This is a genomic window from Azospirillum sp. TSH64, assembly GCF_003116035.1.
Taxonomy (GTDB): Bacteria; Pseudomonadota; Alphaproteobacteria; order Azospirillales; family Azospirillaceae; genus Azospirillum.
Window position 1 is genome coordinate 3,072,854 of sequence record NZ_LGQW01000015.1, and the last position, 24,845, is coordinate 3,097,698.

The 24,845-nt window shown below is 67.7% G+C and carries 20 protein-coding genes and 1 tRNA gene; 11 read left to right on the top strand and 10 right to left on the bottom strand.

Annotated features, from left to right (window positions below):
* The first annotated feature begins 363 nt into the window (after positions 1 to 363).
* The 3 genes from TSH64_RS15470 (at position 364) to TSH64_RS15480 (ending at position 2,551) form a co-directional block, all read left to right on the top strand.
* Positions 364 to 1,086, top strand: coding sequence for a hypothetical protein (locus TSH64_RS15470; protein ID WP_247872957.1), 723 nt, complete (start codon positions 364 to 366; stop codon positions 1,084 to 1,086).
* Between the two features lie 212 nt (positions 1,087 to 1,298).
* A complete protein-coding gene (locus TSH64_RS15475) occupies positions 1,299 to 1,727 on the top strand; it encodes a response regulator (RefSeq protein ID WP_109446168.1) in 429 nt (142 codons plus the stop codon).
* A 320-nt stretch (positions 1,728 to 2,047) separates the two neighbouring features.
* Positions 2,048 to 2,551: a single-stranded DNA-binding protein gene (locus tag TSH64_RS15480; RefSeq protein WP_109446170.1), complete on the top strand. Its 504-nt coding sequence runs from the start codon at positions 2,048 to 2,050 to the stop codon at positions 2,549 to 2,551.
* A 90-nt stretch (positions 2,552 to 2,641) separates the two neighbouring features.
* Here the strand turns inward: TSH64_RS15480 and TSH64_RS15485 are convergent, their stop codons facing one another.
* Positions 2,642 to 3,544, bottom strand: coding sequence for a LysR family transcriptional regulator (locus TSH64_RS15485; RefSeq protein ID WP_109446172.1), 903 nt, complete (start codon positions 3,542 to 3,544; stop codon positions 2,642 to 2,644).
* A gap of 130 nt (positions 3,545 to 3,674) precedes the next feature.
* On the opposite strand from TSH64_RS15485, the gene TSH64_RS15490 reads away from it, so the two are divergent.
* The gene (locus TSH64_RS15490) at positions 3,675 to 4,868 is read left to right on the top strand and encodes an MFS transporter (RefSeq protein ID WP_109446174.1); all 1,194 of its coding nucleotides are present in this window, start codon (positions 3,675 to 3,677) and stop codon (positions 4,866 to 4,868) included.
* A gap of 9 nt (positions 4,869 to 4,877) precedes the next feature.
* Here TSH64_RS15490 and TSH64_RS15495 read toward each other — a convergent pair whose 3' ends face one another.
* Entirely contained in the window at positions 4,878 to 5,642 is a 765-nt protein-coding gene (locus TSH64_RS15495; RefSeq protein ID WP_109446176.1) for a class I SAM-dependent methyltransferase, read from the bottom strand.
* Between the two features lie 144 nt (positions 5,643 to 5,786).
* Between TSH64_RS15495 and TSH64_RS15500 the strand changes: the two genes are divergently transcribed.
* Together TSH64_RS15500 and TSH64_RS15505 are read left to right on the top strand one after the other, a co-directional pair.
* Complete coding sequence (locus tag TSH64_RS15500) at positions 5,787 to 6,593, top strand: helix-turn-helix transcriptional regulator (RefSeq protein ID WP_247872959.1); 807 nt, start codon at positions 5,787 to 5,789, stop codon at positions 6,591 to 6,593.
* Between the two features lie 157 nt (positions 6,594 to 6,750).
* Positions 6,751 to 8,010, top strand: a complete 1,260-nt coding sequence (locus TSH64_RS15505; RefSeq protein ID WP_247872960.1) for a hypothetical protein — start codon at positions 6,751 to 6,753, stop codon at positions 8,008 to 8,010.
* A gap of 155 nt (positions 8,011 to 8,165) precedes the next feature.
* On the opposite strand, the gene TSH64_RS15510 is transcribed toward TSH64_RS15505, so the two are convergent.
* The 5 genes from TSH64_RS15510 to TSH64_RS15530 form a co-directional block, all read right to left on the bottom strand.
* A tRNA-Gln gene (locus tag TSH64_RS15510) sits at positions 8,166 to 8,240 on the bottom strand.
* Between the two features lie 119 nt (positions 8,241 to 8,359).
* Positions 8,360 to 10,465, bottom strand: a complete 2,106-nt coding sequence (locus tag TSH64_RS15515) for a hypothetical protein (RefSeq protein ID WP_109446182.1) — start codon at positions 10,463 to 10,465, stop codon at positions 8,360 to 8,362.
* On the bottom strand, positions 10,465 to 13,188 hold the full coding sequence (locus tag TSH64_RS15520) for a DUF4159 domain-containing protein (RefSeq protein ID WP_109446184.1): 2,724 nt from the start codon (positions 13,186 to 13,188) through the stop codon (positions 10,465 to 10,467). Before TSH64_RS15520 ends, TSH64_RS15515 begins: the two co-directional genes overlap by 1 nt.
* Positions 13,189 to 13,236: 48 nt before the next feature.
* Entirely contained in the window at positions 13,237 to 14,166 is a 930-nt protein-coding gene (locus tag TSH64_RS15525) for a DUF58 domain-containing protein (protein ID WP_109446186.1), read from the bottom strand.
* A 20-nt stretch (positions 14,167 to 14,186) separates the two neighbouring features.
* Positions 14,187 to 15,152: a MoxR family ATPase gene (locus TSH64_RS15530; protein ID WP_109446188.1), complete on the bottom strand. Its 966-nt coding sequence runs from the start codon at positions 15,150 to 15,152 to the stop codon at positions 14,187 to 14,189.
* Between the two features lie 295 nt (positions 15,153 to 15,447).
* Here TSH64_RS15530 and TSH64_RS15535 point away from each other — a divergent pair, with 295 nt between their 5' ends.
* The 3 genes from TSH64_RS15535 (at position 15,448) to TSH64_RS15545 (ending at position 18,060) form a co-directional block, all read left to right on the top strand.
* Positions 15,448 to 16,044 (top strand): DUF1285 domain-containing protein, encoded by a 597-nt coding sequence (locus TSH64_RS15535; protein ID WP_247872961.1) that lies wholly within the window; start codon positions 15,448 to 15,450, stop codon positions 16,042 to 16,044.
* A gap of 32 nt (positions 16,045 to 16,076) precedes the next feature.
* Positions 16,077 to 16,715: a CoA pyrophosphatase gene (locus tag TSH64_RS15540; RefSeq protein ID WP_109446190.1), complete on the top strand. Its 639-nt coding sequence runs from the start codon at positions 16,077 to 16,079 to the stop codon at positions 16,713 to 16,715.
* Positions 16,716 to 16,800: 85 nt separating this feature from the next.
* Positions 16,801 to 18,060 (top strand): CCA tRNA nucleotidyltransferase, encoded by a 1,260-nt coding sequence (locus TSH64_RS15545; RefSeq protein WP_109446192.1) that lies wholly within the window; start codon positions 16,801 to 16,803, stop codon positions 18,058 to 18,060.
* On the opposite strand, the gene TSH64_RS15550 is transcribed toward TSH64_RS15545, so the two are convergent.
* Complete coding sequence (locus TSH64_RS15550; RefSeq protein ID WP_348770324.1) at positions 18,036 to 19,358, bottom strand: DUF2252 family protein; 1,323 nt, start codon at positions 19,356 to 19,358, stop codon at positions 18,036 to 18,038. The two genes, TSH64_RS15545 and TSH64_RS15550, sit on opposite strands and share 25 nt — an antisense overlap.
* A 168-nt stretch (positions 19,359 to 19,526) precedes the next feature.
* Here TSH64_RS15550 and TSH64_RS15555 point away from each other — a divergent pair, with 168 nt between their 5' ends.
* On the top strand, positions 19,527 to 20,291 hold the full coding sequence (locus TSH64_RS15555) for an SDR family oxidoreductase (RefSeq protein WP_109446196.1): 765 nt from the start codon (positions 19,527 to 19,529) through the stop codon (positions 20,289 to 20,291).
* Positions 20,292 to 20,352: 61 nt separating this feature from the next.
* On the opposite strand, the gene TSH64_RS15560 is transcribed toward TSH64_RS15555, so the two are convergent.
* Together TSH64_RS15560 and TSH64_RS15565 are read right to left on the bottom strand one after the other, a co-directional pair.
* Entirely contained in the window at positions 20,353 to 21,936 is a 1,584-nt protein-coding gene (locus TSH64_RS15560; protein ID WP_109446198.1) for a Ppx/GppA family phosphatase, read from the bottom strand.
* A gap of 23 nt (positions 21,937 to 21,959) precedes the next feature.
* Positions 21,960 to 24,107 carry an RNA degradosome polyphosphate kinase gene (locus TSH64_RS15565; RefSeq protein WP_109446200.1) on the bottom strand — a complete coding sequence of 716 codons (2,148 nt, stop codon included), beginning with the start codon at positions 24,105 to 24,107 and terminating at the stop codon, positions 21,960 to 21,962.
* Positions 24,108 to 24,302: 195 nt separating this feature from the next.
* On the opposite strand from TSH64_RS15565, the gene TSH64_RS15570 reads away from it, so the two are divergent.
* Positions 24,303 to 24,821, top strand: coding sequence for a histidine phosphatase family protein (locus TSH64_RS15570; RefSeq protein WP_109446202.1), 519 nt, complete (start codon positions 24,303 to 24,305; stop codon positions 24,819 to 24,821).
* The last annotated feature ends 24 nt before the right edge of the window (positions 24,822 to 24,845 follow it).

A 24,845-nucleotide genomic window follows, 5' to 3' on the forward strand; every position in this document is an offset into this window, starting at 1 on the left:
CCTGGGGCCGAAAAAATAGTACAAGCGGCCATCACGCGCAAACGGTTTCCAAACGACATCAACGGCGCTAAACAGTGTTGCCCGATCGTGAACCCATCGGTGACGCCGGGCAACTTCGCCGACGCTCCGGCAAATGGCGCCATGACGTTGGCTTTTGGAACCGCCTGCCGGTTGCGCGGGTTGCCATAAGGGTGGGCGCCGCCGTTTCCGACGGATCGGACGTCTTCATCGGGCTGGGCTTGGAACCGGGGTAAGGCCAGGATGCCTCACGATTTTGGTTCGTCACGCGACCGGCGATCCGCACCCTTGCCGGGGGCGGGCATCGGCTTTCACGAGTTGCGGCAAGCGTGCGAAATCTCTGCATTGCGCGAGGATCTGGAGCGGCTGGCCCACGAGGCCGGCGCCCTGCGTGATGGCGTGGAGCAGGCCGTGGAGACGGTACGCGACCGTTTTGCCGCGCTCACTGCCGAGGAAATGGCCGACCCGATGGTGCTGGCGCCGCTGCTGCAACTGGCGGTCACCACCCTGCTGGAAATTCGCGAGCAGGCCCGGCAATTGAACACCCAAACCGGCCCGTTGTCTGACGACGAGCGTCCGTCCTGGTTGGGAGCCGCCGACGCTCCCCGCCTGCGACAGCCTGCCGCGATGGCCTGGGGGAAGGCGGCCGAAGAGGGAATGTCCGACGAAGGAATGTCCGGCGGCCGGGGCGGCGATGATGGGCTGGAGCGGAACGACGAACCGCTTCAGGCCGTTGGCGCGCCGCCGCGTCCGGCCGATTTGCCGGTGGCCGATTTGCCGGTCCGGCCGTCCCGGCCGGCTCTGGCTCCGCCGGCTTCGCAAGCGTCTCCATCTCCCGGCCCCCTGGAACCGGCCCTGCCGCAGGCTGCGGCGGTAAAGCCATCCAGCCCAGCCTCTCCGTCGTCGGCCCCGGCGCTTGCCCGACCGGCCGAAGGGCAGGCACCCTGGCTTGCCAGAGAACCGGCGCCACCACCGCCGCCATCCCGTGCGGCAACGGTGCGGGCCACCGCCAACGCTGGCCAAAGACCCAAGGGTGGAATCGACTGGCTGGGTCCGGCCGGACGCTGACATCGGCTAAAAGCCCGATTCTGACAGGCGTCGGACGCGCTGCGATTCGCGGCGCCCTCGCCCCCTTCTGCGCTCCACGCGAAAGGTCAGATTCTGAACGATTGAGCTTGCAAATTCGGGGAGGTTCTAGTACAAACGGCGTATCGGTAAACGAAATTTTACCAAGATTTACCGCATACCGCGCAACAGTTGCAAAGTCCGAGGTCGGTCGCATGCTCCGGGTCGACGCCATCGCCAAGCAGCATCTGCCCCACCGCACCCGTACGCCAGGGCAGCCGTTGCGCGTCATTCTGGTGGAGCATGACCCCGCCATCGCCGACGCCCTGTCGGTGGCGATGGCGGATTTGGGGCACACCGTCTGCGGCATTGCCCGGACAGAGTGTGAGGCGGTCGAACTGGCACTGCGCGAACGGCCGGACCTTGCAATGACCGATGCGCATCTCGGCGGCGGGGACGGCATCGCAGTGGCGCGCCGGCTGAACCTGGACCACGGATTGCGGTCCATCTTCCTGTCTGGCAACAGCGACCATGGCACCATGGCGCGCATCACCGAAACCTATCCGCTGGGCGTGGTGCACAGGCCCTTTTCGCATGCACAGCTGAAGATCGCCCTGGATCTGGCGGCGCGCCGCCTGCGCTGATCACAGCGTCGACTGCCGGGTTTCCTGCGCTAAGCCGAAGGATTCGGTTTTCCCGCGCCTGTTCCTCTGCTATATTTGTTCATGGAGTGTTCTGGTGCGGAGCGGCAGGGCGAGTGCGCCGGTCCGAACATCGCCGGAGCATCTCCGACGGCGGTTGACCGGCGTCGGTCCCTCGTGCTTCGTTGCGCGGGACCGGGGGGATGGTCGCCATTGAACAGCCGGCCCTGCGAATGGGAACCCTCGGCATCTGGGTGCCTCCGCCGGGCATCCTGACGGGTCGGCATGGATGCTGGGACACTCGCGCTTAGGAGCAACGAGCGATGAATGTTTGGACGTTTACGGGACGCCTGGGCGCGGACGGCGAATTGCGCACGACCCAGAGCGGCGAAAAGGTGCTGGGTTTCCGCGTCGCCAACGATGTCGGCTTTGGCGAGCGCAAGACGACTCAATGGGTCGATTGCTCGATATGGGGTCGCCGCGCCGAGTCGCTGGCTCAGCACCTGACCAAGGGCAAGAGCGTCGTCGTTTCGGGCGAAGTGACCCTGCGCGAGTATGAGAAGCGTGATGGCACCCGCGGCGCCGGCCTGTCGGTACGCGTGGCCGAAATCGACTTCACCGGCGGTGCCCGTGAAGAGGGTGGCGGCGGCAGCTTCGGCGGCGGCGGCGGTGGCGGCTACGAATCGCGTGGCGGCGGAAGCGGCGGCGGCTATGGCGGCGGCAGCGGTGGTGGTGGCAGTTACGGCGGCGGCTCCTCGGGCGGCAACCGTGGCGGCGGTGGCGCTCCGCCCCGTCACGAGGATCTCGACGACGAGATCCCGTTCTGACGCAATCCGCCGAAGCGGTGCGTTCCATCGGCCGGATGCCAGTCGTCCGGCCGATTTCTTTTTCGGCATCCGGCAAGTCAGTTCGGCAAGTCAGCCGGCCAGCATCGCGCGCAAGCGCGGGGCCATATGGTCCAGAAAGGCCCGGACACGGCGTGGCGCACGGTCGCGGCCGGTATAAACGGCGTGGATTTCCTCGGTGTCGACCAGCGTGTCGTCCAGCACCGCGACCAGCCGTCCCTCGCGCAAATCGTCTCTGACGTGGTATTCGGCGAGCCGCGCCAGCCCCAACCCCAGCAACGCCATATGGCGAACCGTCTCGCCATTGTTGGCCAGGATGCGGGTCGGCACCTCGCGGTCCACTAGCCGTCCGCCGGACTTCAGCGGCCAGACCGCGGCGGCACGGCGGAAGTTGAAGCCCAGACAGTCATGCGCCTCCAGATCCGCGGCGGTCATCGGTACGCCTTTGCGGTCCAGATAAGCGGGGGAGGCGACGATCCTGCGCCGGACGACGCCCAGCCGCTGGGCCAGAAGCGCCGAATCGCTCAAGGGGCCGGCACGGAAGGCGACATCGACACGGGCGGCATAGAGATCCACCACCTCGTCGGTCATCGTCACGTCCATCGTGATGCCGGGATGGTCGCGCAGGAACTCGGGCAGCAGCGGCAGCAGGCAGTGCTGGCCGAACGGCACCGAGGCGTTGGCGCGGATCAGGCCGGTCGGCGCGCGGGCGCCGCCGGCAATCTCCGCATCCAGCGCGTCCAGCTCTCCCAGCAGCGTCTGTGCCCGCTCCCGATACAGTTCTCCCTCGGCGGTCAGGCGCAGCTTCCTGGTGGAACGTTCGACCAGCCGCACTCCCAGCCGTTCCTCCAGCCGACCGACCAGCTTCGCCGTGGATGACGGCGTCATGCCGACATCGCGCCCGGCGGCGCTGAAGCTGCCCTGGGCGGCAACCCGCAGGAAAACCCGCATTTCCCAGGCGCGCGGATCGCTCATTCCGGCATCTCCATCCTTGCCTTATCCCTGAATGACAAAATCATGCGAACTGGGCTGGTATTCCCGTTCCTGACCTTATGGCGCACATCGTCTCCCCAGCACAGTCCTTCTTGGAATGGAGACCTTGGAAATGCCACTTGCACTGCTGGCGCTGGCGATCAGCGCCTATGCGATCGGGACGACGGAGTTCGTGATCGTCGGCCTGCTCCCCACCGTGGCGAGCGACCTGGACGTCAGCCTGCCGCTGGCCGGCATGGTGGTCAGCGTCTATGCGCTGGGCGTCACGTTCGGCGCGCCCATCCTGACCGCGCTGACCGGCCGGGTGCCGCGCAAACCGCTGCTGCTCGGATTGATGGGGGTGTTCGTCGCCGGCAACCTGCTGGCCGGCATCAGCCCCAATTACGAGACGCTGCTGGTGGCGCGGGTGCTGAGCGCCTTCGCCCATGGCGTCTTTTTCTCGGTCGGTTCGACCATTGCCGCCGATCTGGTGCCGGAGGACCGGCGCGCCTCGGCCATCGCCATGATGTTCTCCGGCCTGACCATCGCCATCGTCACCGGCGTGCCGCTGGGCACCTGGATCGGACAGACCTTCGGCTGGCGTGCCACCTTCCTGGCGGTGTCGGCGCTTGGCGTCGTCGGCGGGCTGGGCGTCGCGGCTCTGGTGCCGGCACGGCTCAGCCAACCGCCGGCCGCCGGTCTGGGCACGCAGCTGGGCGTCCTGGCGAAGCCGCGGCTTCTGCTGGCCTTCGCCATCACCGCACTCGGCTATGGCGGCACCTTCGTCGCCTTCACCTTCCTGGCGCCGATCCTCGAGACGATCACCGGGTTTTCGAACTCGACCGTCAGCCTCGTCCTGGTTCTGTACGGTGCCGCCATCGCGGTCGGCAATGTCGTCGGCGGCCGGCTCGCCAACCGCCGACCGGTCCGGGCGCTCGCCTGGCTGTTCGCCTTGCAGGCTCTGGTTCTGATCGTCTTCACCTTCACTGCGGACGCCAAGGTTCCGGCGCTGGTCACGCTGGCCGGCATGGGGGCGTTGGCCTTCGCCAATGTCCCGGGCCTTCAGCTTTATGTCGTTCAGCTGGCGCAGCGTCACGCGCCAGAGGCGGTCGATGTCGCGTCGGCGCTGAACATCGCCGCCTTCAACCTGGGCATCGCGGCTGGCGCCTTCTTCGGTGGGCAGGTTGTTTCCTCCCCGCTCGGTCTCGGCGCCACGCCCTGGGTCGGTGGGCTGTTCGTTCTGGGCGGTCTCGTCCTGACGCTGGCGAGCGGCGCGCTCGACAGGCGGGAGACCGACCGCCGGGCGACTGTTCCGGCGGCCTGCTGAACCGGCCTGTCAAACCGGGTCCGCCTCCAGCGTCAGCGTGTCGAGCAGGAAGCTGCCGTCATCGGTGATGTCGAAATGGGAGCGGACCTCCGCCGCCGCACTGCGCTGGAGCGAGCGGATGGCCTGGGCGTGGAGGTCCGGGGTGCGGGTGCGGGCGGTCCACACCGGGAACTCCATGCGCAGGCGACGCGGCGTCAGCGACCGGACGGCGAAGCCCGCCCGCGCCAACGCCGCCATCCATTCAGCCGCCGTATAGTTGCGGACATGCGACGGGTCGCGCAGCACCTCGACCACCTGCAGGTGGGTGTCCAGCATGGCGGCGGCCGGAGCGATACAGTCGATGAAGACCGCAATCCCACCCGGTGCCAGCACCCGCCGCGCCTCCCTCAGTCCGGCCTCGAAATCACGCCAGTGATGCGCGGTGAAACGGCAGAGCACGACATCGAACCGGCCATCCTCGAAGGGCAGCCGTTCGGCGGGTGCCTGCCGGGTGGCGATGTTGGACAGGCCGCGCTCCGTGGCGGTGCGGGCGACCACCTCCAGCATCTCCGGCGTCAAGTCGACGGCCACGACCTCCGCCACATGGGGAGCGGCGCGGTAGCTGACATGGCCGCCGCCGCAGCCCAGGTCCAGAACCCGCGCATCGGACCGGCCCCGTAAGGCCTGCTCGATCTGGTCCAGGTCGGCGCCGCCGGCATGAACGGCGCTGGACACATAGGCATCGGCCCGTGGACCGTAATTCTCGGCAACGACACCATGGTGATTCCGGGTCATCGAGGGCTTCCTTGTAATTCGGTGGCTGATGTCGCGAGCGTCGCGCCATTCGTAACCGGGTACAAGGCAGGTGGTTATCCTGGTATAAGCACTGCCACCATGATCTGCACATCCGCCTCCACCGGTCAGGCTCCCGCCGATCCGATGGCCGACCGCCGCCGCCTGCTTGCCTCCTTTCTGCGGCGTCACCGCGAACGACTGACTCCGGTAGAGGCCGGCGTTCGAGCCGGTTCCGCCCGCCGTAGGACGCCCGGCCTGAGGCGGGAGGAACTGGCGCAGCTCTGCGGCATCAGTCCGACCTGGTACACATGGCTGGAACAGGGCCGCGACGTTTCGGTTTCTCCCGCGGCATTGGCGCGTCTGTCGAATGCGCTGCACCTGACCCCGGCTGAACGGGCCTATCTGTTTGAACTGACCCGCAAGCGCGACCCGGACATGCCGAGAGCGGGGCAGGCGGACGGCCCCCCGGCGTCGCTGCTTGCGGCGCTGGCGGCGATGACCGCGCCAGCCTATCTTCTCGACCGGTGTTGGAGCGCCGTCGGTTGGAATTCCCGGGCGGAGCGGCTTTTCTCCGGTTGGCTGGGCAGCACCGAAACCAATCTGCTGCGCTATGTCTTCCTCGACCCGTCGGCCCGCGATTTCATTCAGGATTGGGAGAATCGTTGCCGCCGGCTGCTGGCGGAGTTTCGTGCCGAAACGGCCCGGCACCCGGACGACCCGACGCTTCGGCAACTGGTCGAGGAACTGCGGCAGGCCAGCCCGCTGTTCGCCCGGTTGTGGGAAGACCAGAGTGTTCTGGAGCGCGAAGGAGGCCTGCGCCGATTCAATCATCCGCTGGATGGCGCCCTGACGTTGGAGCAGGTGACCCTGCGTCCGGGTGACCGATCCGCATTCACCTTGGTGATGCTGGTCGAGCCTTCCACGAACGAGTTCGCGGAGATCCAGGAGTAAGGCTGCCGATCCGACTGCCCTGCGCCGTTTGGCACCGGTTCACGAGCGGTCCGGGAGAACGGGTCGCAATTTTCTGCCGCAAGCCATTGCAGAAAAATGCAGTTGCATGTTTTTCGTACCCTGAGGTTGTGATACCCTGAGGCTGTTTTCGTTCAGCTTGAGCGACCTTGAAATCATCATACGAATAAAACGCATCGAGCTGAAGGCGAACGTAACAAAAATCAGGGGAAGGCCTATGGCACGCTTTATCGCGGGTGGTGCGACCGGGGTTAACACCGACAATATCTATATCGCCGATCTTCTGTTTGCGCAGATATCGGGTGCAAACAGCACTTATATTGCAGCGAATTACGGCGGTGGTGCAGTCACCGAGTTCTATGGAAATTTCGCCTACAATTCGACCGGTACCAATGTGGTGGGGGGAACGATCTCCACCATACGCTCCCTGTCGAACGGCACGCCGACCTATACGGTCGATAATCTGGCGGTGCCTGCGACGACCTTCCTCGGATGGCTGTCGAGCGGCGGGAGCAGCACAGCACGCTCCTCGATCCTGTCCGGTGCCGACACGATGTTCGGCTCGGAGTTCAATGATACATTGCGGGGTTATGCGGGGAACGACACCATTCTCGGTGGCGGCGGATCGGATCTTTTGGATGGCGGGTCCGGCAACAACATCATCGACGGTGGGGCCGGTACCGACACCGTCCAGCGCAGCGGGAGCACGACGTCCAGCACCGCCTTCAGCTATGGCGGGTCGGTCTATGTCTACGACTCCAGCGGTTACGATCAGTTGATCGGGGTCGAATTCATCCGATTTACTGACCGGACGGTTGCAACCTCAAGCGTTTCCACGTTCGATCCGCTGTCCTACCTTGCGGCCAATCCCGACCTTGCGGCAGCATTTGGCGGAAACACCGCGCCGGTGCTGAGCCATTATCTGAGCGCCGGCATCCGCGAGCGCCGCTCGACGACATTCGATGCCGCAGGCTACCTTGCGGCTAATCCCGATCTGGCCGCCGCATTCGGTGCGAACACTGTCGCCGCCACCCAGCATTATATCAATGCCGGACGTCTGGAGGGCCGCAGCACCAGCTTCAACGCGATGAGCTACATCGCCGCCAATCCGGATCTCATCCAGGTATTTGGAACCAACACGACAGCTGCGGCGCTCCACTATGCCACCGCAGGACGGCTTGAAGGCAGGTCGACGACTTTCAACGCGTCTGCCTATCTTGCGCGGTACTCGGACCTTCGGTGGATGTATGGCACCAGCGAACTCGGCGCCGCGACGCATTATGTGACGTCGGGGTACCGTGAGGGACGGTCTGCCGCACCGTTGACGACATCCACCAGCCGTTCGGCGCAGTTCCTGGCGTCCGAACAGGCTTCGGCTTCGCTGGCCGCCGCTCTTTAAGGAAAGAATGGCTCGGGAGGTACGGAACGCCTCGCGTTCCGTACCTCGTGGCCAGTGCCGATCTCGAAAGGGGGCGGTGCTGGTCCGGCCGCCGGAAACGCGAAAACCCGCCGAAGGGCGGGCTTAAAGTTTACTGATTTAAAAATTGGGAGAGTTGGCTGGGGCGGCAGGATTCGAACCTGCGGATGGCGGTACCAAAAACCGCTGCCTTACCACTTGGCGACGCCCCAACCGGCGCGGCGATCTCTCGTATCGCCGGAAGGAGCGGCACCTTAATCGGAAGCCCGGCCGAACGCAACAGGCTGTTTTCAGAAAATTTTCGCGGTCAATCGGCCCTCCGCGACGGCGCTCAGCGGCCCTCCCTGCGCCATGCCATCAGCAGCCCACCCAGCACCAGGGCCAGCACCGCACCAACGGGCAGCAGCGGCACGTCGGTCACGCCGGTGACCGTATAGTCGCCGTTGGCGCGCAGGCCGATCCAGCCGGACCCGGTCTGGCTGCGGTCGGGCTGGGTGCGGCGCACATCGATGCCGGGATTGGCGCCGGTGTCGGTGTCGGTCACCCAGTGGATGCCGCCGCCGGTCGCCTCCGCCACCGGCTGCATGCGGTCGCCGGTTGACCGCACATCGGCCAATTCCGGCGTATTCACCGCGCCCACCACCGCCAGCGTCGTCCGATCCCCATCGGAGATGCGGTAGATGCCGGGGGCTGCGGCGGTCACGGTGGCGACGGCCCGGCCGGTGCGGTCGTCGGTCAACTGCAGCGTGCTGGTCCGGTCGGACGGATCGGTGATGGTGACGGAACGCGGATCTGGAGTCAGGGACCGGCGTTCGACCGTGATGCGGTTGCCGTCCACATGGGCGCGCAGGTCGTTCTCCTCCAGCTCCGGCTCCTTCATCAGCCAGTGGGCGAGACGGCGCAGAAGCTCCGCCTGCGGACCGCCGCCCTCGAAGCCGCGGCTCCACAGCCAGATCTGGTCGGAAGCGAGCTGCGCCACCCGACCCTTGCCGACGCGGTCCAGCACCAGAAGCGGGCGGTTGCCGGCACCCTGCATCACCACCGTGCCACTGTTGGGCGTCACATCCACCTGATGGAACCAGCGGCCCCAGCTCGGCGCCGCATCCAGCCGGTCGCCGGGCAGTCCGGCGGTCACCGGATGGCGGCGGCCGACATCGGTGACGGTCGGCAGGAACGGGCTGTCCACCGTCTGGCCGCTGGGCGCCGCCGGCAGGATCGATCCCAGCGGCGTGCGGTACAGAGACAGCGGCCCGGCATAGCCCTGGCCGGAGGTTTCCAGCAGGGCGCCGCCCTTGCGGACATAGTCGGCGATGTTCTCCAGATACATCTGCGGCAGCACGCCACGGCGGCGGTAGCGGTCGAAGATGATCAGGTCGAACTCGTCCAGCTTCACCTCGAACAGCTCGCGGATCGGGAAGGCGATCAGCGACAACTCACGGATCGGCGTGCCGTCCTGCTTCTCCGGCGGGCGCAGGATGGTGAAATGGACCAGATCGACGGCCGGATCGGCCTTCAGCAGATTGCGCCATGTGCGCTCGCCGGCATGGGGTTCGCCGGAAACCAGCAGCACGCGCAGCCGGTCGCGCACACCGTTCACCACCACCGCCGCGCGGTTGTTGGCGAGGGTCAGCTCCTGCTTCGCCGGCTCGACCTCCAGTTCCAGGACATTCTGGCCGCCATGGGTGATCGGCAGGTCGACGCGCACGTCGCGGCCGACCGGCACGCGGAGGGTGCTGGGGGCGCCGCCGTCCTGGCGCAACGTGACCGCAGCGTCGGCGGACTGGCGGCCGGGCATGTCGTCGACACGGATGGTCAATTCGACCGGCTTGCCGACAAGGCCGTAGTTCGGCGCCTGCACGATGGCGATGCGGCGGTCGCCCTCATCGCGGTCGCCGGTCAGCAGCGTGTGGATCGGGCCGATGTCGGCCAGCTTGCCCGGCACCTGCGGAACGTCATGCACCTGACCGTCGGTGATGAAGACGGCACCGGCCATGCGGCGGCGCGGCACATCGGCCATCGCACGGTTCAGCGCGTCGAACAGATGGGTCTCGTTGATGGTGCCGCCGGCCTCGCCGCCGTCGGCGCTGCGGACGACGCGCACCTCCAGGTCGTTGAAGCGCTTCAGCCGCTCGGTCAGCTGTTCCGCCGCCCGTTCCGTGCGGGCACGGCGGTCGCCGATCGCCTGGCTCGGCGAATCGTCGATTACCACGACGGCCACGTCCTTGATCGGGTCGCGCTTCTCCTGGACAAGCGAGGGATTGATCAATGCCAGGGCCAGCACCGCCACCGCCAGCAGGCGCAGCCATATGCCGCGGGCCCGGCGCAGTGCGGCGATCAGCACCACAAGCAGGGCAAATCCGAAAAGAACGCCCAGCACCGGCCAGGGCAGCAGCGGCGCCAGCGCCACCGAAAGTCCGGAGAGCAGATCGACGGGCATCACTGGCCGAGCCTTTCCAGGATGGCGGGCACATGGACCTGATCGGCCTTGTAGTTGCCGGTCAGCGCGTACATCACGAGGTTGACGCCGAAGCGATAGGCGATTTCGCGCTGACGCTCGCCGCCGGGGATGACCGCGAACATCGGCTGGCCGTTGCGGCCGACCGCCCAGGCCGAGGCCCAGTCGTTGCCGCCGATAACGACGGACGACACGCCGTCATTCGCCGGACCCTCGCGTGCTTCGATCCACAGCTGCCCGCCGGCATAGCGTCCGGGAAAGTCGGTCAGCAGGTAGAAGGACTTGCGCAGCACATGATCCTGCGGCACCGGGGCGAGCGGCGGGATGTCCAGGCCCTGCACCAGCTGTTGCAAAACGGCCGGGCCGCCTCCCGGCGCCTGATCGCGGGTGTCGAACAGGATGGTGCCGCCGCTGCGCATATACTCGTTCACCCGCTGGCGCGCCTGATCGGACAGGGCTTTCTGCCGATCCGACACCGGCCAGTAGAGCAGGGGATAGAAGGCCAGCTCGTCCTGTTCGGGATTGACGCCGACCGCTCCGGCCGCTTCGACGGCGGTGCGCAGGCCGAGCACGCTGACCAGCCCCTCGAGCCCGGCGCGGGCGGTGTCGTCGACGCTGCTGTCGCCGGTCTGGACATAGGCGAGGTAGGTCTCCGCCGTCACCTTGACCGCCTTGTCCTGATCGAGCGCGCGGGCGGGCTGCGGTGCCGAAGACAGGGCGAGTGCCAGCAGCAGGCCGGCCGCCGCGCCGCCGGCCCCGCGCCGCAGGCTGGGCGGGCGCAGCAGGCCGCGCAGGGCCAGCGCGATCAGCAGGTCGATGGACAGCAGGGCCAGGGCCGCCGCCAGAAGCGAGGGCTTCAGCGGAACCTCGCCGCGGCCGCCATAGCCGTCGCGGCCGATACCGGCCGGCATCGGCGGCAGCGGGTCGATGGCGGTGACGGCGGCGGACAGGTTCAGCGCACGCCGGGCGTCGTCGGTGCCGTAGAATCCCGGCGGATGGCGCGGTCCGATGACATCGGCTGTGGCGTTGCCGGGGATGGGGAAGGCGGTGGGCGGCGGCGGGACCAGCCGGCCGGTGCCATCCAGCACCTCGACGGGATCGAGCGAGGCGGTGGCCGCCGTCCCCATCACGCCGCCGCTGAGTGCCACCAGCCGGCGCAGCATGTCGACGAACAGGCCCGACAGCGGCAGGTTCGACCAGTCCGGGCTGGCGGTGGTGTGGACCAGCACGATCCAGCCGTCGCCGCGCTTCTGCGAGGTGACCAGTGGCGTGCCGTCGGCCAGCCGCGCCCAGGTGCGGTCCGCCAGATCCAGGGCGGGTTCGGCGAGCACCTGCCGGTTTACCTGGACATCGGGCGGGATGGTCAGCCCCTCGAAGGGCGATTTCGGTGGGAAAGGCTGGAGTTTTGCCGGTTCGGACCAGGACAGGGCACCGCCCAGCGCGCGGTCGCCGATGCGCAGCCGCTCCGGCACCAGCGTGTCGGCATGTTGGGCCAGACGCGGACCGGCGAACCGGACCAGCACGCCGCCTTTCTTCACCCAATCCTCGATGTCCTGAACCTCGGTCCCGGTCAGAGCGCCGATGTCGGACAGGATCAGCACGGCCAGGTCCCGCTTCAGCAGATCCAGCGTCTCGCCGCGCCGCACCTCGTTGTAAGGCGACAGCGCGCGTTCGAGATAATAGAGATCGGACAGCAGCGGCTGGCTTTCCCCCTCCGCCCGGCCGGATGCGAGACCGACGGGGCGGCGGCGCCAGCGCTCGTCCAGCAGGACGGTGGCGCCGGCGGTGGTGTCGCCTTCGACCCGCAGGCTGGCGGCGTCGTTGCGCAGCTCGGTCGGCACGTCCAGCCGCACCTCCCGCATCTTCTGGCCCGGCTCGAAGGTGACGGTCTGGCGGGTCAGCAGCCGGCCGTCGGCGGCGGCGAGGCGGACGGTCACCGGCTCCGGCTTGGACGGATCGGCGCGGACGATTCGGGCGGTCAGTGCCGTGCCCTCGCTGGAGGGCGGCAGCAGCAGGTGGGGGGGATGTTCGGCGGAATCGTCGAGGACATCGGCGGAGCCCAGCCGCTGCAATCCGGCGGCGAGAGCGGCGGCCTGTTTGTCGCCGACGCCGTCGCTGAGCCACACCGCATGGATGGAACCGCGCCCGTTGGCCTGTGTCGCCACCGCTTTCAGGGCCTCCAGCGCTGCGGCACGGTCGGTCGGCCAGGGCAGGGGAACCATCGCCTGGGCCAGACGGCGGGCCTCGGGTGCCGGCAGTACGGCGCTTGCATGGATCGGCTGTCCGTCGGCGGCCGGGGCGGTGGGCAGCAGGATCACCGGCCGCTGCTGGCGGTCGGCCTGGGCGATCAGCTCGTCCATCGTGCGCTTGCGGGTCGGCCAGTCGCGCCCGGCCGCCCAACCATTGTCCACCACCAGCAGCAGCGGCCCGCCGCCGGGCAGTGCGGCCCGCGGGTTCAGCAACGGACCGGCCAGGGCCAGGATGATCACCGCCGCCACGATCAGCCGCAGAAGCAGCAGCCACCACGGCGTCCGGGCCGGCGTCTCCTCCCGCGCGGTCAGGTCGCGCAGCAGACGGATGGCGGGAAACTGGATCGCACGCGGGGCCGGCGGCGTCACTCGCAGCAGCCACCAGAGGACCGGCAGGGCTGCCAGTGCGGTCAAGACCCAGGGGGCGGCGAAGGCGATCGGTCCGAGACCCAGCATTGGCGCGTCTTCACGAGGGGGAGGGGCGAGAAAGGGTAGACCGGCGCGTCACACCGCCTCCATCGCCATCGCACCCCAGAGGGTGAGCAGCGCGGATTGCGGCGAACGGTCGGTGCGATGAACGGCGAAACTCCAGCCGGCGGTGCGGGCAAGCGCCGCCAGCCCGTCCTGCTGTGCCTTCAGACGCTCGCGATAGGCGTCGCGGACGGCCTCGACACGGGGAACCAGCAGATTTTGTTCGCCCTCCAGGCCGTGAAAATCGACACGGCCGTCATAGGGCAGCGTCTCTTCCGCCGGATCGAGGATCTGGACCAGATGGCCGCGCAGGCCCCGGCCGGTGAGGCCGGCGACGATGGCGTGGATCTCCGGCAGGGGGGACAGCAGGTCGCCGAACAGAACCGTCTGCGCATGGCGGGGCAGGGGCTCCACCCGCGGCAAAGGGTCGGGTGCGGCAGCGGCGCGCGGGTCGGTCATCAGTCGGGCGATGCGGTCGATGGCGGTCTTGCCGTGGTCGGGCCGCACCCCGCTGTTCAGCAGGGCCACCCGCTCGCCGCCACGGGCCAGCAGCACGGCGGTGGCGAGCGTCAGAAGATCGGCGCGCTCCCGCTTGGTCGGCAGCCCGGCGGCGGAGCGGAAATCCATGGAGGCGGAGCGGTCGCGCCACAGCCAGACGCTCTGCGCCGCCTCCCATTCATTTTCGCGGACATAGACCGGCTGCGTCTTGGCCGACTGGCGCCAGTCGATCATCGACGGCGCATCGCCCGGCTGATAGCGACGGAACTGCCAGAAGGTCTCGCCCAGACCGACACGGCGGCGGCCGTGCACCCCCTGGGCAACGGTCGCCGCCACCCGTTCCGCCGCGACCAGAAGCGGGGGCAGGGCGGATGCCAACTCCTCCGCGCGATGCCGCGCCAGCAGGGTGTTCGACAGCTGACCCGACGGCTGGTTCTTCTGCGGGGAGGTTGGGCTTCGCGGCATTGCGGCTCCGCTTCGAGGGGTCAGGCCAGGGGCGCGCAGAGGCGGTCGATGACGTCGTCCAGCGTCACCCCGTCGGCCCGCGCGGCGAAGTTCAGCGCCATGCGGTGCTTCAGGATCGGCTTGGCCAGCGCCACCACATCGTCCAGCGACGGCGACAGGCGGCCGTCCAGCACCGCACGGGCACGGGCGGCGAGCATCAGCGACTGGCTGGCGCGCGGGCCGGGGCCCCAGGCGACATGCTGGCGCACCTCCATCAGTTCCGACGTCTCCGGCCGGCCACGGCGGACGAGGTCGAGGATGCCGTCCACCACCCCTTCGCCGACCGGCACGCGGCGGACGAGGCGCTGTGCCGTCTGCAGATCGGCGGCGGACAGCACCGTCACAGCGCGCTCGTCGGTCGAGCCGGTGGTGGCGATCATCATCCGCCGTTCGGCCTCGCGGTCGGGATAATCGACGTCGATCTGCATCAGGAAGCGGTCGAGCTGGGCTTCCGGCAGCGGATAGGTGCCTTCCTGCTCCAGCGGATTTTGGGTGGCCAGAACATGGAAGGGCTGGGGCAGGGGGTGGTACTGGCCGGCGACCGACACCCGGTGCTCCTGCATCGCCTGGAGCAGGGCCGACTGGGTGCGCGGGCTGGCACGGTTGATCTCGTCGGCCATCAGCAGCTGGCTGAACACCGGACCGGGCAGGAAGCGGAAGGACCGGCGTCCGTTGTCGCCCTCCTCCAGCACTTCGGAGCCCAGGATGTCGGCGGGCATCAGGTCGGGCGTGCACTGGATTCGCTTTTCGGCGAGGCCCAGCACGGTGCCCAGCGTTTCCACCAGCCGCGTCTTGGCAAGGCCGGGAACGCCGATCAGCAGGACATGGCCGCCAGCCAGCAGCGTGACCAGCGTGCGGTCGACCACCTCCTGCTGGCCGAAGATCACGCGGCCGATGCGGTCGCGGACGGAGGCAAGGCGGTCGCCCAGCGCCTCGATCTCTTCCATCAGCCGTTGCGGGTCCTCCGGCACGGGAGGCTGCCCCCTCAGGATGTCCTGTGCGCTCAAGGTCTGCTGCTCCCCGATGGTGGGCCGATCGGTGTCATGGTCGCAGGATTCTGCGACGCGAAACACGGGATCCGCATGGTTGGCCCTGTTCCGGCACCTTGTCGACACCCATTTTCCGAATCCCGCCGACGGATGTGCCGCCGGACGGGTGGTGGCGCCAGGACCATTGGAGTGGACCTAGCGGCCGAGTGTGGCGAAAATGCGCATGTCCGGGGACAAAACGGTTCCCAATTCCATGAAAGTCGGTAACGCGATGGCGAATGACAAGCGCTCAGATGGGCAAACCGGTTCGGAGACGGCGCCGGACCTGCCGTCCGGCTTGCCGGTGGCGCTGGGACGGACGCCGACGCTGGAGCAGTACGACATCCGCATTGCGCGCGACGGCACCTGGTTCCACAATGGCGATCCCATCCGCCGGATCGAACTGGCGAAGCTGTTCTCGACTGTCCTGAGGCGCGACGACGACGGCGATTACTGGCTGATCACGCCTGTCGAGCGCGGCCGGATCGTCGTGGACGACGCTCCCTTCGTCGCGGTGGAGATGACCGTGGCGGGCAGCGGGGCCGATCAGGTCCTGTCCTTCCGCAGCAACCTCGATCATTGGGTGGAGGCCGGCCCCGAACATCCGATCCGCGTCGCCGTGAACCCTGAAACCGGGGAGCCGGCACCCTACATCGAAATCAGAAGCCGGCTTGAGGCGAGAATCCTGCGCCCCGTGTTCTACGACATGGTGGAGCGCAGCGAGACGCGCCGCACCGAAACCGGCGAGTCCGAGGTGGGTCTATGGAGCAACAAGGTCTTCTTCACGCTGGGCAGGCTGCCTGGCGACTGAGCCTGGAGGAAGTCCGCCGACGTTTGCCGGCGATGAGCACCGATGCGGCGGTGGAAAGTGCCGTCCGGTCGAACCGGATGGCGCCGAAGCACGCCGCCAAGATCCGGGGCGACCACGACCTCAATCCGGAAATGGGCCCGCCCTCCACCCTGCGCGAGGCGGCGGTGCTGGTTCCGCTGGTCGACCGGCCGGAGGAACTGACCGTCATCTTCACCCAGCGCACCGCGACGCTGAGTGCCCATGCCGGCCAGATCAGCTTCCCCGGCGGGCGGATGGAACCGGAGGACGGCACTCCGGAGGAAACCGCGCTGCGCGAAACGGCGGAGGAGATCGGGCTGGAGCGCGGCCGGATCGAGATCGTCGGCCGGCTGGACACCTATGTCACGCGCACCGGATTCCGGGTGACGCCGGTGGTGGGGGTGGTGACGCCGCCGTTCATCCTGACGCCCGACCCGACCGAGGTGGCGGAGGTGTTCGAGGTGCCGCTTTCCTTCATCCTCGACCCGTCGAACCCGCAGCGCCACAGCCGCGAGTTCTTGGGCAAGCCGCGCTGGTTCTACGCCTTCCCTTACCCGCAGCGCTATATCTGGGGGGCGACCGCGGGCATGCTGGTGAACCTGCGCGACGTGCTGGGTGCCGCCGCCGGCAAAACGGGGGAGGGGGCGGATTGACGCCTCCGAACCCGAAGGCCAATCAAAAGGCCCGGAACCCGACAGCGGTGGAATGGGGATCGGGAATCGGATAGCGTCGCGCGCCATGACCGTTGCCGCTCGCCTGTCGCCCCAGCCCTGGATGACCGCCCCCGAAAGCCTTGCGCTGTTCGCTGCCCTGGCCTCGGGCGGTGCCGACGCGCGATTCGTCGGCGGCTGCGTGCGCGATGCGTGGCTCGGCCGGCCGGTGAAGGACATCGACATCGCCACCCATGCGCCGCCCGAACGGGTCATGGAACTGCTGGAGGTGGCGGGGATCCGCGTCATCCCGACCGGCCTCGCCCATGGCACCGTCACCGCGCTGTGTGGCGGCAAGCCCTATGAGATCACCACGCTGCGGCGCGACGTGGAGACCTTCGGCCGCCATGCCCGCGTCGAATTCACCGACGACTGGATCGAGGACGCCGCCCGCCGCGACCTGACCATGAACGCGCTGAGTTGCACGCCGGACGGCGCGATGTTCGACCCGTTCGGCGGTCTGGCCGATCTCGCCGCCGGACGTGTGCGCTTCGTAGGCGAAGCCCACCGGCGGATCGAGGAGGATGTGCTGCGCCTGCTGCGTTTCTTCCGCTTCCACGCCCATTACGGCCGCGGCGAGCCGGATGCCGAGGCACTGGCCGCCTGCCGCGATCTGGCGCCGCGCCTGCCGACGCTGTCGGGCGAGCGGGTGCGGGGAGAGCTGTTCCGCCTGCTGACCGCCCCCTGCGCCGCTTCGGTCTGGCGGTTGATGATGGGGCAGGGGATCATGGTCCATCTGCTGCCGGAGGCGATGGACACGGACCGGCTGGAGCGGCTGATCGCGGTGGAACGCGATCTTGGGGTGACTCCCGACCCCACCCGCCGTCTGGCCGCCGTGCTGGACAGCGACCGGCCGGGCGCGCTCAAGGCTGCCGACGCTCTGCGCCTGTCCAACCACGAACGGGACCGCCTGCTGGCCCTGGTCGAGCCGCCGGTCGCTGTGGCGCCGGCGGACGACCGCAAGGCCCTGCGTCAGGCGCTGTACCGCGTCAACGATGCGGAACTGTTCGGCGACCTGCTGCTGATCGCCGCCGCCAGCCATGACGGTCCGCTGGACCTGGGCGCGTTGCGCAAGGCCCTTGCGGTGGCCGAAGACCTGCCGGGCTTGAAGCTGCCGATTGCCGGTCGCGACCTGCTGGAGCTTGACGTTCCACGCGGCCCGCTGGTCGGCCAAACGCTGAAGCGCGTCGAGGCCTGGTGGATCGCCGAGGATTTCCAGCCGGGTCGCGACGCCTGCCTGGAGATGGCGCGTCGCCTTCCCGATCAGGCGTCGGGCCGTTCGGCGTAGCGGCGGCAATGCTCCAGATAGGCCGCTTCGTGACCGACGACCAGGTCGACGATGCTGGACCACAGCCAGGACGGCGCATCCAGGCTCTTGGTCCGGTTGCGGGCCAGCTCGCCGCGCCATGACTTGCGCGTCGCCTCGTCCATCTGGCGGGCATGCGCCTTGCCGACCACGGCGGCCAGATAGAAGGCGACACGGGTCGCTTCCTCGCGCGTCAGATGATCGAAGTCGAGCTTGATGTCCTGCGGCAGCAGTTCGCGCAGGAAGACGGCGCGGTCGAGCAGGCGGGCAGGGCGCATGCGGTCGCCGAGATAGGGCGAGAGATTCTGCGCGCCGGTCACCACGCGTTCCGCATTGTCGCGCGGCATGCCGTTCTTGGCGGCACGCGGTGCTGCGGCCTGGACCGCCTCCTTGATGTCGATCAGGCTGAGGCCGCCCTCGTCGTAATGCCCCTCGCCGACGCCGAGAAGCACCGCGATCCGCAACCGGCCGAGCGAACTGCAGCCCTTCACCCAATAGGCCGCATCCAGAAGCTCGATCCGGTCGTTGTCGTCGCGGGAATGCAGGGCGGTCACCAGCCGGCGGACCTGATCCTTTGCGAACAGCTCCTCGACGGCGGCGCGCTCCTCGTCGGTCAGCGGCCAGAACCGCTTGCCGAGCGGGATGGTCGGCCGGATGTCCTTGATGCGGTCCCGGGCCAGATGCTTCCAGGTGCGGCCGATGGCCTGACGCATGCCCAGGCGGACGACCGATGGCCTCTTCCGCACCGCATCGCCACCCAGCTCGCCGTCGAGGGTCATCATGTAGCCCTCGATCATCCGTTCCAGCATCAGCGCCGTGGTGACGCCGGGCAGGTCGGACCCGCGCGCCGCAGTGGCGAGCGACAGGCCGAGCCGGATCAGGTCATGGGCGGGGTTGCCGACCACCGTCTGGTCGACATCGCGAATCTGGATGCCGATCCGGCCCTTGGCATTGGCGACCGGCCCGAGGTTGCCGACATGGCAATCGCCGCAGATCCAGACCGGCGGACCGTCGGGGACCTTGCCGCTGGACTGCTCCAGCCATTCGTAGAATTTCACGGTGCTGCCACGCACATAGGCGTGAGCGGATTCGGCCATCTTGAGATTTCGGCGCTGGGACAGGACCGCTTGGCGCTGATCGGGCGGGGTGGGCTGGTTTTTTGACGACATCATCCATCCGGATCCGAAGTTGCGACGCCGGAAATGGGCAACGCATCGGTCATCCGCCATGCCGCAACCGGTCAACCCACAATGACCCAGCCATGCATGCTTACGGGGCATGTTCGGGAGAGCGTCCCATGCGAGCGACTAAAAACACATAAGTTAGGTTATGGAAATTAATACTGCCGCCGTCCGGTTGGTTCTTGCGAATTCAAAAGCAAGAACCGGATAGCTTGGACGGCATTCATCTCGCGAATCTCAGGCCGTTCACTGCATGGGAGAATGGCAATGAAACAGCTGGATGGAAAGATCGCAATCGTCACGGGTGCCAGTTCTGGGATCGGGCGCGAGGCGGCGCTGCTGTTCGCTGAGCATGGAGCCCACCTTGTTCTGGTGGCCCGGAGGCGTGACGAACTGGAACGGCTGGCGGACGAGATTCGCAGCAAAGGCGGCCATGCCGTCGCCGTGGCCGGCACCGTCACGGATGCCGAGGTCGCACGCGATGCCGTCGAAACCGCCATCCGCCGGTTCGGCGGACTGGACGTCGCTTTCAACAATGCCGGCACCACCGGCGCCCAGGTTCCGCTTCCCGATATGACGGCGGAGATGTGGCATGAGGTGATCGATACCAACCTGACCAGCGCCTTCCATGCTGCCAAGCACCAGATTCCGGCGATGCTCTCCCGCGGCGGCGGATCGCTGATCTTCACCTCGACCTTTGTCGGCCACACCGTCGGCTTTCCCGGAATGGCCGCCTATGCCGCCGGCAAGGCCGGGCTGATCGGCCTGACACAGGTGATCGCGGCGGAATACGGACCGCAGGGCATCCGTGCCAACGCCTTGCTGCCGGGCGGCACCGATACGCCGATGGGACGGGCGGTGTCGAGCACGCCTGAGGCGCTTGCCTTCGTCCAGGGGCTTCATGCCCTGAAACGCCTCGCGACGCCGCGGGAGATCGCGCAGTCGGCGCTCTATCTGGCGTCGGACGCGTCCAGCTTCACCACCGGAACCGCGCTGCTGGTTGATGGCGGCGTGTCGATCACCCGGACCTGACACGAACGGGCAGGGCCGCACGCCATTCACCAGAGTGCGGCCCTGCCCTATCCCTCCTGCCCTACTCCGCCGCCTGCGGACGCAGGGGCTGGACCACGTCGCCCTTGAGATTCATCGCCTTGGCCAACGCATCGATGCGGCGCTGGACCGCTTCGCCGGCCGGGACGCTGCCGTCGTCGGGCAGGGTCAGCACGATACGGCCATCGCCGACCTTCAGGCTCGTGCGCTCCAGCAAGGCCGTGGCGCCGCCAGACAGCGTGTGGGCAAGGCGCAGGGCCAGCCCCAGAACCAGCGCCTTCATGCCCTGCCCTTCGCTCACCAGCGTCCGCACCGGCGCGGTCAGCGGCGTGTCGATGGTGCCGGCATAGCGGGCATGGGCGGCAAGCGCGAGGAAGGCGCGCTCGTCATGGTCCAGCGCCGGAAACGGATAACGCAGCACGCGCAGGAAGGCATGCTCCGCCCGGTAGTCGGGATGGTCGGCCCAGCCGACGTCGCTCAGCAGGCAGGCGGCATGGCGCAGCCGGATGGCGTTGTCGTCCTCGCCGGCGAAAAGCCCGGCGGTCCAGGACATCAGCAGGGCCGGATCGCCCATCCGCACGAAACGCCGCGCCCAATCGGCGGCCGACGCCATCAGCGGGTCCTCACGCTGCCCCTCCGGCGAGAGCAGAGAATAGAGATGCCCTTCGCGCAGGCCGTAGGCGGAGAAGACCAGCTTCGACGGTTGGGCGATGCGCAGCAGCCGTTCCAGCACCAGCCCGGCCAGAGGCAGCGTGTCGAGCCGGCGGCGCGATCCCGCCATCTTCTCCAGCGACGAACGGCTCTGCCGGCCGATCAGGCCGGTGAACTCCCGCGCGTCGGCGGATGGAATGGTGTAGTGGTGGATGATGTGCAGCGGGTGGCCGGACTGCTCCATATGCAGCTTGGCGATGGCGCGCCAGCTGCCGCCGACCGGGTAGAAGGGCCGTCCCTTCATCGCCGGCAGCCAGGGCAGCGATTCCAGATGCTGGTCGATCAGCTTGGCCGGGCCGCCCTTGGTCGAGCCGACCTCCATCAGCCGCAGCGGGCCGAGCGGCAGCGTCACCTGCTTGCCGATCACCCCGCGGTCGAGCGTCACCAACTCCAGACTGCCGCCGCCGAGATCGCCGACGAGACCGTCCGCGCCGGGGGTGCCCGACAGCACGCCCATGGCCGACAGCCGCGCCTCCTCCTCGCCGCTGATGACGCTGACGGTCAGGCCGGCCCGGCGCCGGATGGCATCGACGAAGGCGGCACCGTCGCGGGCATCGCGCACGGCGGCTGTGGCGATCACGTCGAGCCGGCCGACGCGCATGCCCTGGGCCAGGGTCGCAAACCGCTCCAGCGCCGCCAGCCCCTGGGCGACACCGTCGGGGTTCAGCACGCCGGCCTTCTCGACGCCGCGCCCCAGACCGCACAGCACCTTCTCGTTGAACAGGGCAAGCGGCGAGCGGGTCAGCCCATCATAGACGACGAGACGGATGGAGTTCGACCCGATGTCGATCACGCCCACCCGCTCTCCGACGCGCTCACCGGCGGTCGCAACGCCCGAAGCGCCGACGCCAAAAGCTCCGACACCCGCCTGCCCCGGCTCGCCGAAATTGGCGGCGGCGCGTTTCTCCATGCTCATACTCTCACTCCCGTCACCCGCCCTCAGGACACCGTGTGCAGCATCAGCCGCGGCGGCGTGCGCTTATTGCTGAGCGCGCTGCCCCGGCCGGACAGGCTGGGGTTGGTCATGAAGTAATTATGGGCACTGAACGCATCGGGGCCAGCCTTGATGCGATGGTACACGCCATCGGGCCCCAGCTTCCAGGTGCTCGCGTCGTCCTTCATGTTGGCGACCATGATCTGGTCGAGCACCTGTTCGTGCACCGTCGGATTCTCGATCGGCACCAGCGTCTCGATGCGGCGGTCCAGGTTGCGGGTCATCCAGTCGGCGGAGGAGATGAAGATCTTGGCCTGGTTGCTCGGCATGGGATGGCCGTTGCCGAAGCAGATGACGCGGCCATGCTCAAGGAAGCGGCCGACGATGCTGCGCACCCGGATGTTTTCCGACAGCCCCTTCACCCCTGGCCGCAGGCAGCAGATGCCGCGGATGATCATGTCGATCTGCACGCCCGCCTGCGAGGCCTTGTACAGCTTGTCGATGATGACAGGATCGACCAGGGAGTTCAGCTTCACCCAGATGGACGCCGGACGCCCGGCGGCGGCATGGGCGATCTCCGCCTCGATCAGGTCCGAAAGCCGCTGGCGCAGCGTGATCGGCGCTATGGCGATCTTCTCCAGCACCTTCGGCGTGGCGTAGCCGGTCATGAAGTTGAACATCACGGCGGCGTCGTGGCACAGCGCCGGGTCGCAGGTGAAGAAGGAGAGGTCGGTGTAGACCTTGGCGGTGATCGGGTGGTAGTTGCCGGTGCCGAAATGGACGTAGCTGCGCAGCGCCTTCTTCTCGCGCCGCACCACCAGCGACACCTTGGCGTGGGTCTTCAGATCGACGAAGCCGTAGACGACCTGGGCGCCGGCACGTTCAAGATCGCGCGCCCAGCGGATGTTCGCCTCCTCGTCGAAGCGCGCCTTCAGCTCGACCAGCGCCGTGACCGACTTGCCGGCCTCCGCCGCCTCGATCAGCGCGGCGACGATGGGGCTGTCCTTGCTGGTGCGGTAGAGCGTCTGCTTGATCGCCACCACCTGCGGGTCGCGCGCCGCCTGCCGGATGAACTGCACCACCACGTCGAACGACTCGTACGGGTGGTGGACGACGATGTCCTTGTGGCGGATCGCCGCGAAGCAGTCGCCGCCGAAATCGCGGATCCGTTCAGGGAAGCGGGCGTTGAAGGGACGGAAGACCAGGTCCGGCCGCTCGTCGACGATCAGCAGCTTGGTGTCGGTCAGGCCGATCAGCCCGTCCAGGATGAAGACGTCGTCCGACGCGACGTTCAGCTCATGCCGCAGGAACTCACGCAGGTCGGCCGCCATGCCGCTGTCGGTGGCGAGCCGGATGACGCTGCCGCGGCGGCGGCGCTTCAGCGCGCTTTCAAAGGTGCGGACAAGGTCTTCCGCCTCTTCCTCGATTTCGATCTCGCTGTCGCGCAGCACGCGGAAAACGCCATGCGCCTTGACCTGGAACGGAGGGAACAGGCGGTCGATGAACTGCATCACCACCTTTTCCAGCTGGATGAAGCGGATGTCCGATCCCGGCAGGCGCAGGAACCGCTCAAGCTGGGTCGGCAGCGGCACCAGCGCGTCGATGTGCCGGCCCTTGACCGGGTCGTGCAGCTGGAGCGCCAGCGAAAAGCCCAAATTCGGCAGGAACGGGAAGGGGTGGGCCGGATCGACGGCAATGGGCGTCAGGATCGGGAAGATATCGTCCAGGAACTTGGCTTCCAGCCAGTCCAGTTCGCCTTCGCTGAGGTCGGCCGGATCGACGACCGAGATGCCGGCACCACGCAGTTCACCTTTCAGCGAACGCCACGTGGCCTGCTGGCTCTCCATCAGGGCGGCGATGCGCTGCTTCACCGCGACCAGCTGCTGGGCGGGCGTCAGATTCTCAGGGCTGGGCGTTTTCACGCCGGCGGCGACCTGCCCTTTCAGGCCGGCAACGCGGACCATGTAGAATTCGTCGAGGTTGCTGGCGGAGATCGACAGGAAGCGCAGTCGCTCCAGAAGCGGGTGATTCGGGTTGGCCGCCTCGTCCAGGACGCGCTGGTTGAAGGCCAGCCACGAAAGCTCCCGATTGATGAAGCGTTCCGGGGCGTTTGGCTCGATACCGACCGAATCGAGTTCCTGGAGATGCGTCACGTCGACCTCTGAAATCGTGAAATCCCGAACGCCGGCGCTTGGCTTTGAACCATGCCGACGACGGTTATATGGTGGGCAGACAGAGTATCCCATATGCGTTACGGTTTCAGGACTCCCATTTGGTTAAACACTGCGACCTCTTCCCGCTTCGCCCTGCCCCACCCCTCGCCCCTCCCCTGCCGGTCGATTTCCGCCATGAAGACGCTGTTTCTGCTGCGCCATGCCAAATCCTCCTGGGACGATCCGTCGCTGGGCGACCATGACCGCCCGTTGAACGCCCGCGGAGAAAAGGCGGCCACCCTGGTCGGCGCCTATCTGGCCAAGCACAACGCGCACATCGACCTCGTGCTCTGTTCCACCGCCGTGCGGGCCGTGGAGACGCGCAAGCGGGTGATGACGGCGATGGGTGCACCCTATCCGCCGGTGGAGCATGAACGCGGGCTGTATCTGTGCGGCGCCCACACGCTGCTGGAGCGCCTGCGCGACGCACCCGATTCCGCGACCGGGCTGATGCTGGTGGCGCACAATCCCGACCTGCACGAACTGGCGAACGCCCTGACCGGCAGCGGCGATCATGGCCTCCGCCACGATCTGGCCGACAAATTCCCGACCGGCGCCTGCGCCGTTCTGGTCTTCGAGACGCTGCATTGGGCCGACCTGGAGATGGGCGCCGGCAGGCTGGCGGATTTTGTGCAGCCGCGTAAACTCTCTTAACCTGCGGCGGCGGTTGGGGTATCC

What these genes read in the sequence shown, in the direction of transcription:
- TSH64_RS15475 (WP_109446168.1), top strand. Translation starts at nt 1,299, where the DNA reads ATGCTCCGGGTCGACGCCATCGCCAAGCAGCATCTGCCCCACCGCACC.
- TSH64_RS15480 (WP_109446170.1), top strand. Translation starts at nt 2,048, where the DNA reads ATGAATGTTTGGACGTTTACGGGACGCCTGGGCGCGGACGGCGAATTG.
- TSH64_RS15485 (WP_109446172.1), bottom strand. Translation starts at nt 3,544, where the DNA reads ATGAGCGATCCGCGCGCCTGGGAAATGCGGGTTTTCCTGCGGGTTGCC.
- TSH64_RS15490 (WP_109446174.1), top strand. Translation starts at nt 3,675, where the DNA reads ATGCCACTTGCACTGCTGGCGCTGGCGATCAGCGCCTATGCGATCGGG.
- TSH64_RS15495 (WP_109446176.1), bottom strand. Translation starts at nt 5,642, where the DNA reads ATGACCCGGAATCACCATGGTGTCGTTGCCGAGAATTACGGTCCACGG.
- TSH64_RS15500 (WP_247872959.1), top strand. Translation starts at nt 5,787, where the DNA reads ATGGCCGACCGCCGCCGCCTGCTTGCCTCCTTTCTGCGGCGTCACCGC.
- TSH64_RS15515 (WP_109446182.1), bottom strand. Translation starts at nt 10,465, where the DNA reads ATGCCCGTCGATCTGCTCTCCGGACTTTCGGTGGCGCTGGCGCCGCTG.
- TSH64_RS15520 (WP_109446184.1), bottom strand. Translation starts at nt 13,188, where the DNA reads ATGCTGGGTCTCGGACCGATCGCCTTCGCCGCCCCCTGGGTCTTGACC.
- TSH64_RS15525 (WP_109446186.1), bottom strand. Translation starts at nt 14,166, where the DNA reads ATGCCGCGAAGCCCAACCTCCCCGCAGAAGAACCAGCCGTCGGGTCAG.
- TSH64_RS15530 (WP_109446188.1), bottom strand. Translation starts at nt 15,152, where the DNA reads ATGGAAGAGATCGAGGCGCTGGGCGACCGCCTTGCCTCCGTCCGCGAC.
- TSH64_RS15535 (WP_247872961.1), top strand. Translation starts at nt 15,448, where the DNA reads ATGAAAGTCGGTAACGCGATGGCGAATGACAAGCGCTCAGATGGGCAA.
- TSH64_RS15540 (WP_109446190.1), top strand. Translation starts at nt 16,077, where the DNA reads ATGAGCACCGATGCGGCGGTGGAAAGTGCCGTCCGGTCGAACCGGATG.
- TSH64_RS15545 (WP_109446192.1), top strand. Translation starts at nt 16,801, where the DNA reads ATGACCGTTGCCGCTCGCCTGTCGCCCCAGCCCTGGATGACCGCCCCC.
- TSH64_RS15550 (WP_348770324.1), bottom strand. Translation starts at nt 19,358, where the DNA reads ATGCCCCGTAAGCATGCATGGCTGGGTCATTGTGGGTTGACCGGTTGC.
- TSH64_RS15555 (WP_109446196.1), top strand. Translation starts at nt 19,527, where the DNA reads ATGAAACAGCTGGATGGAAAGATCGCAATCGTCACGGGTGCCAGTTCT.
- TSH64_RS15560 (WP_109446198.1), bottom strand. Translation starts at nt 21,936, where the DNA reads ATGAGCATGGAGAAACGCGCCGCCGCCAATTTCGGCGAGCCGGGGCAG.
- TSH64_RS15570 (WP_109446202.1), top strand. Translation starts at nt 24,303, where the DNA reads ATGAAGACGCTGTTTCTGCTGCGCCATGCCAAATCCTCCTGGGACGAT.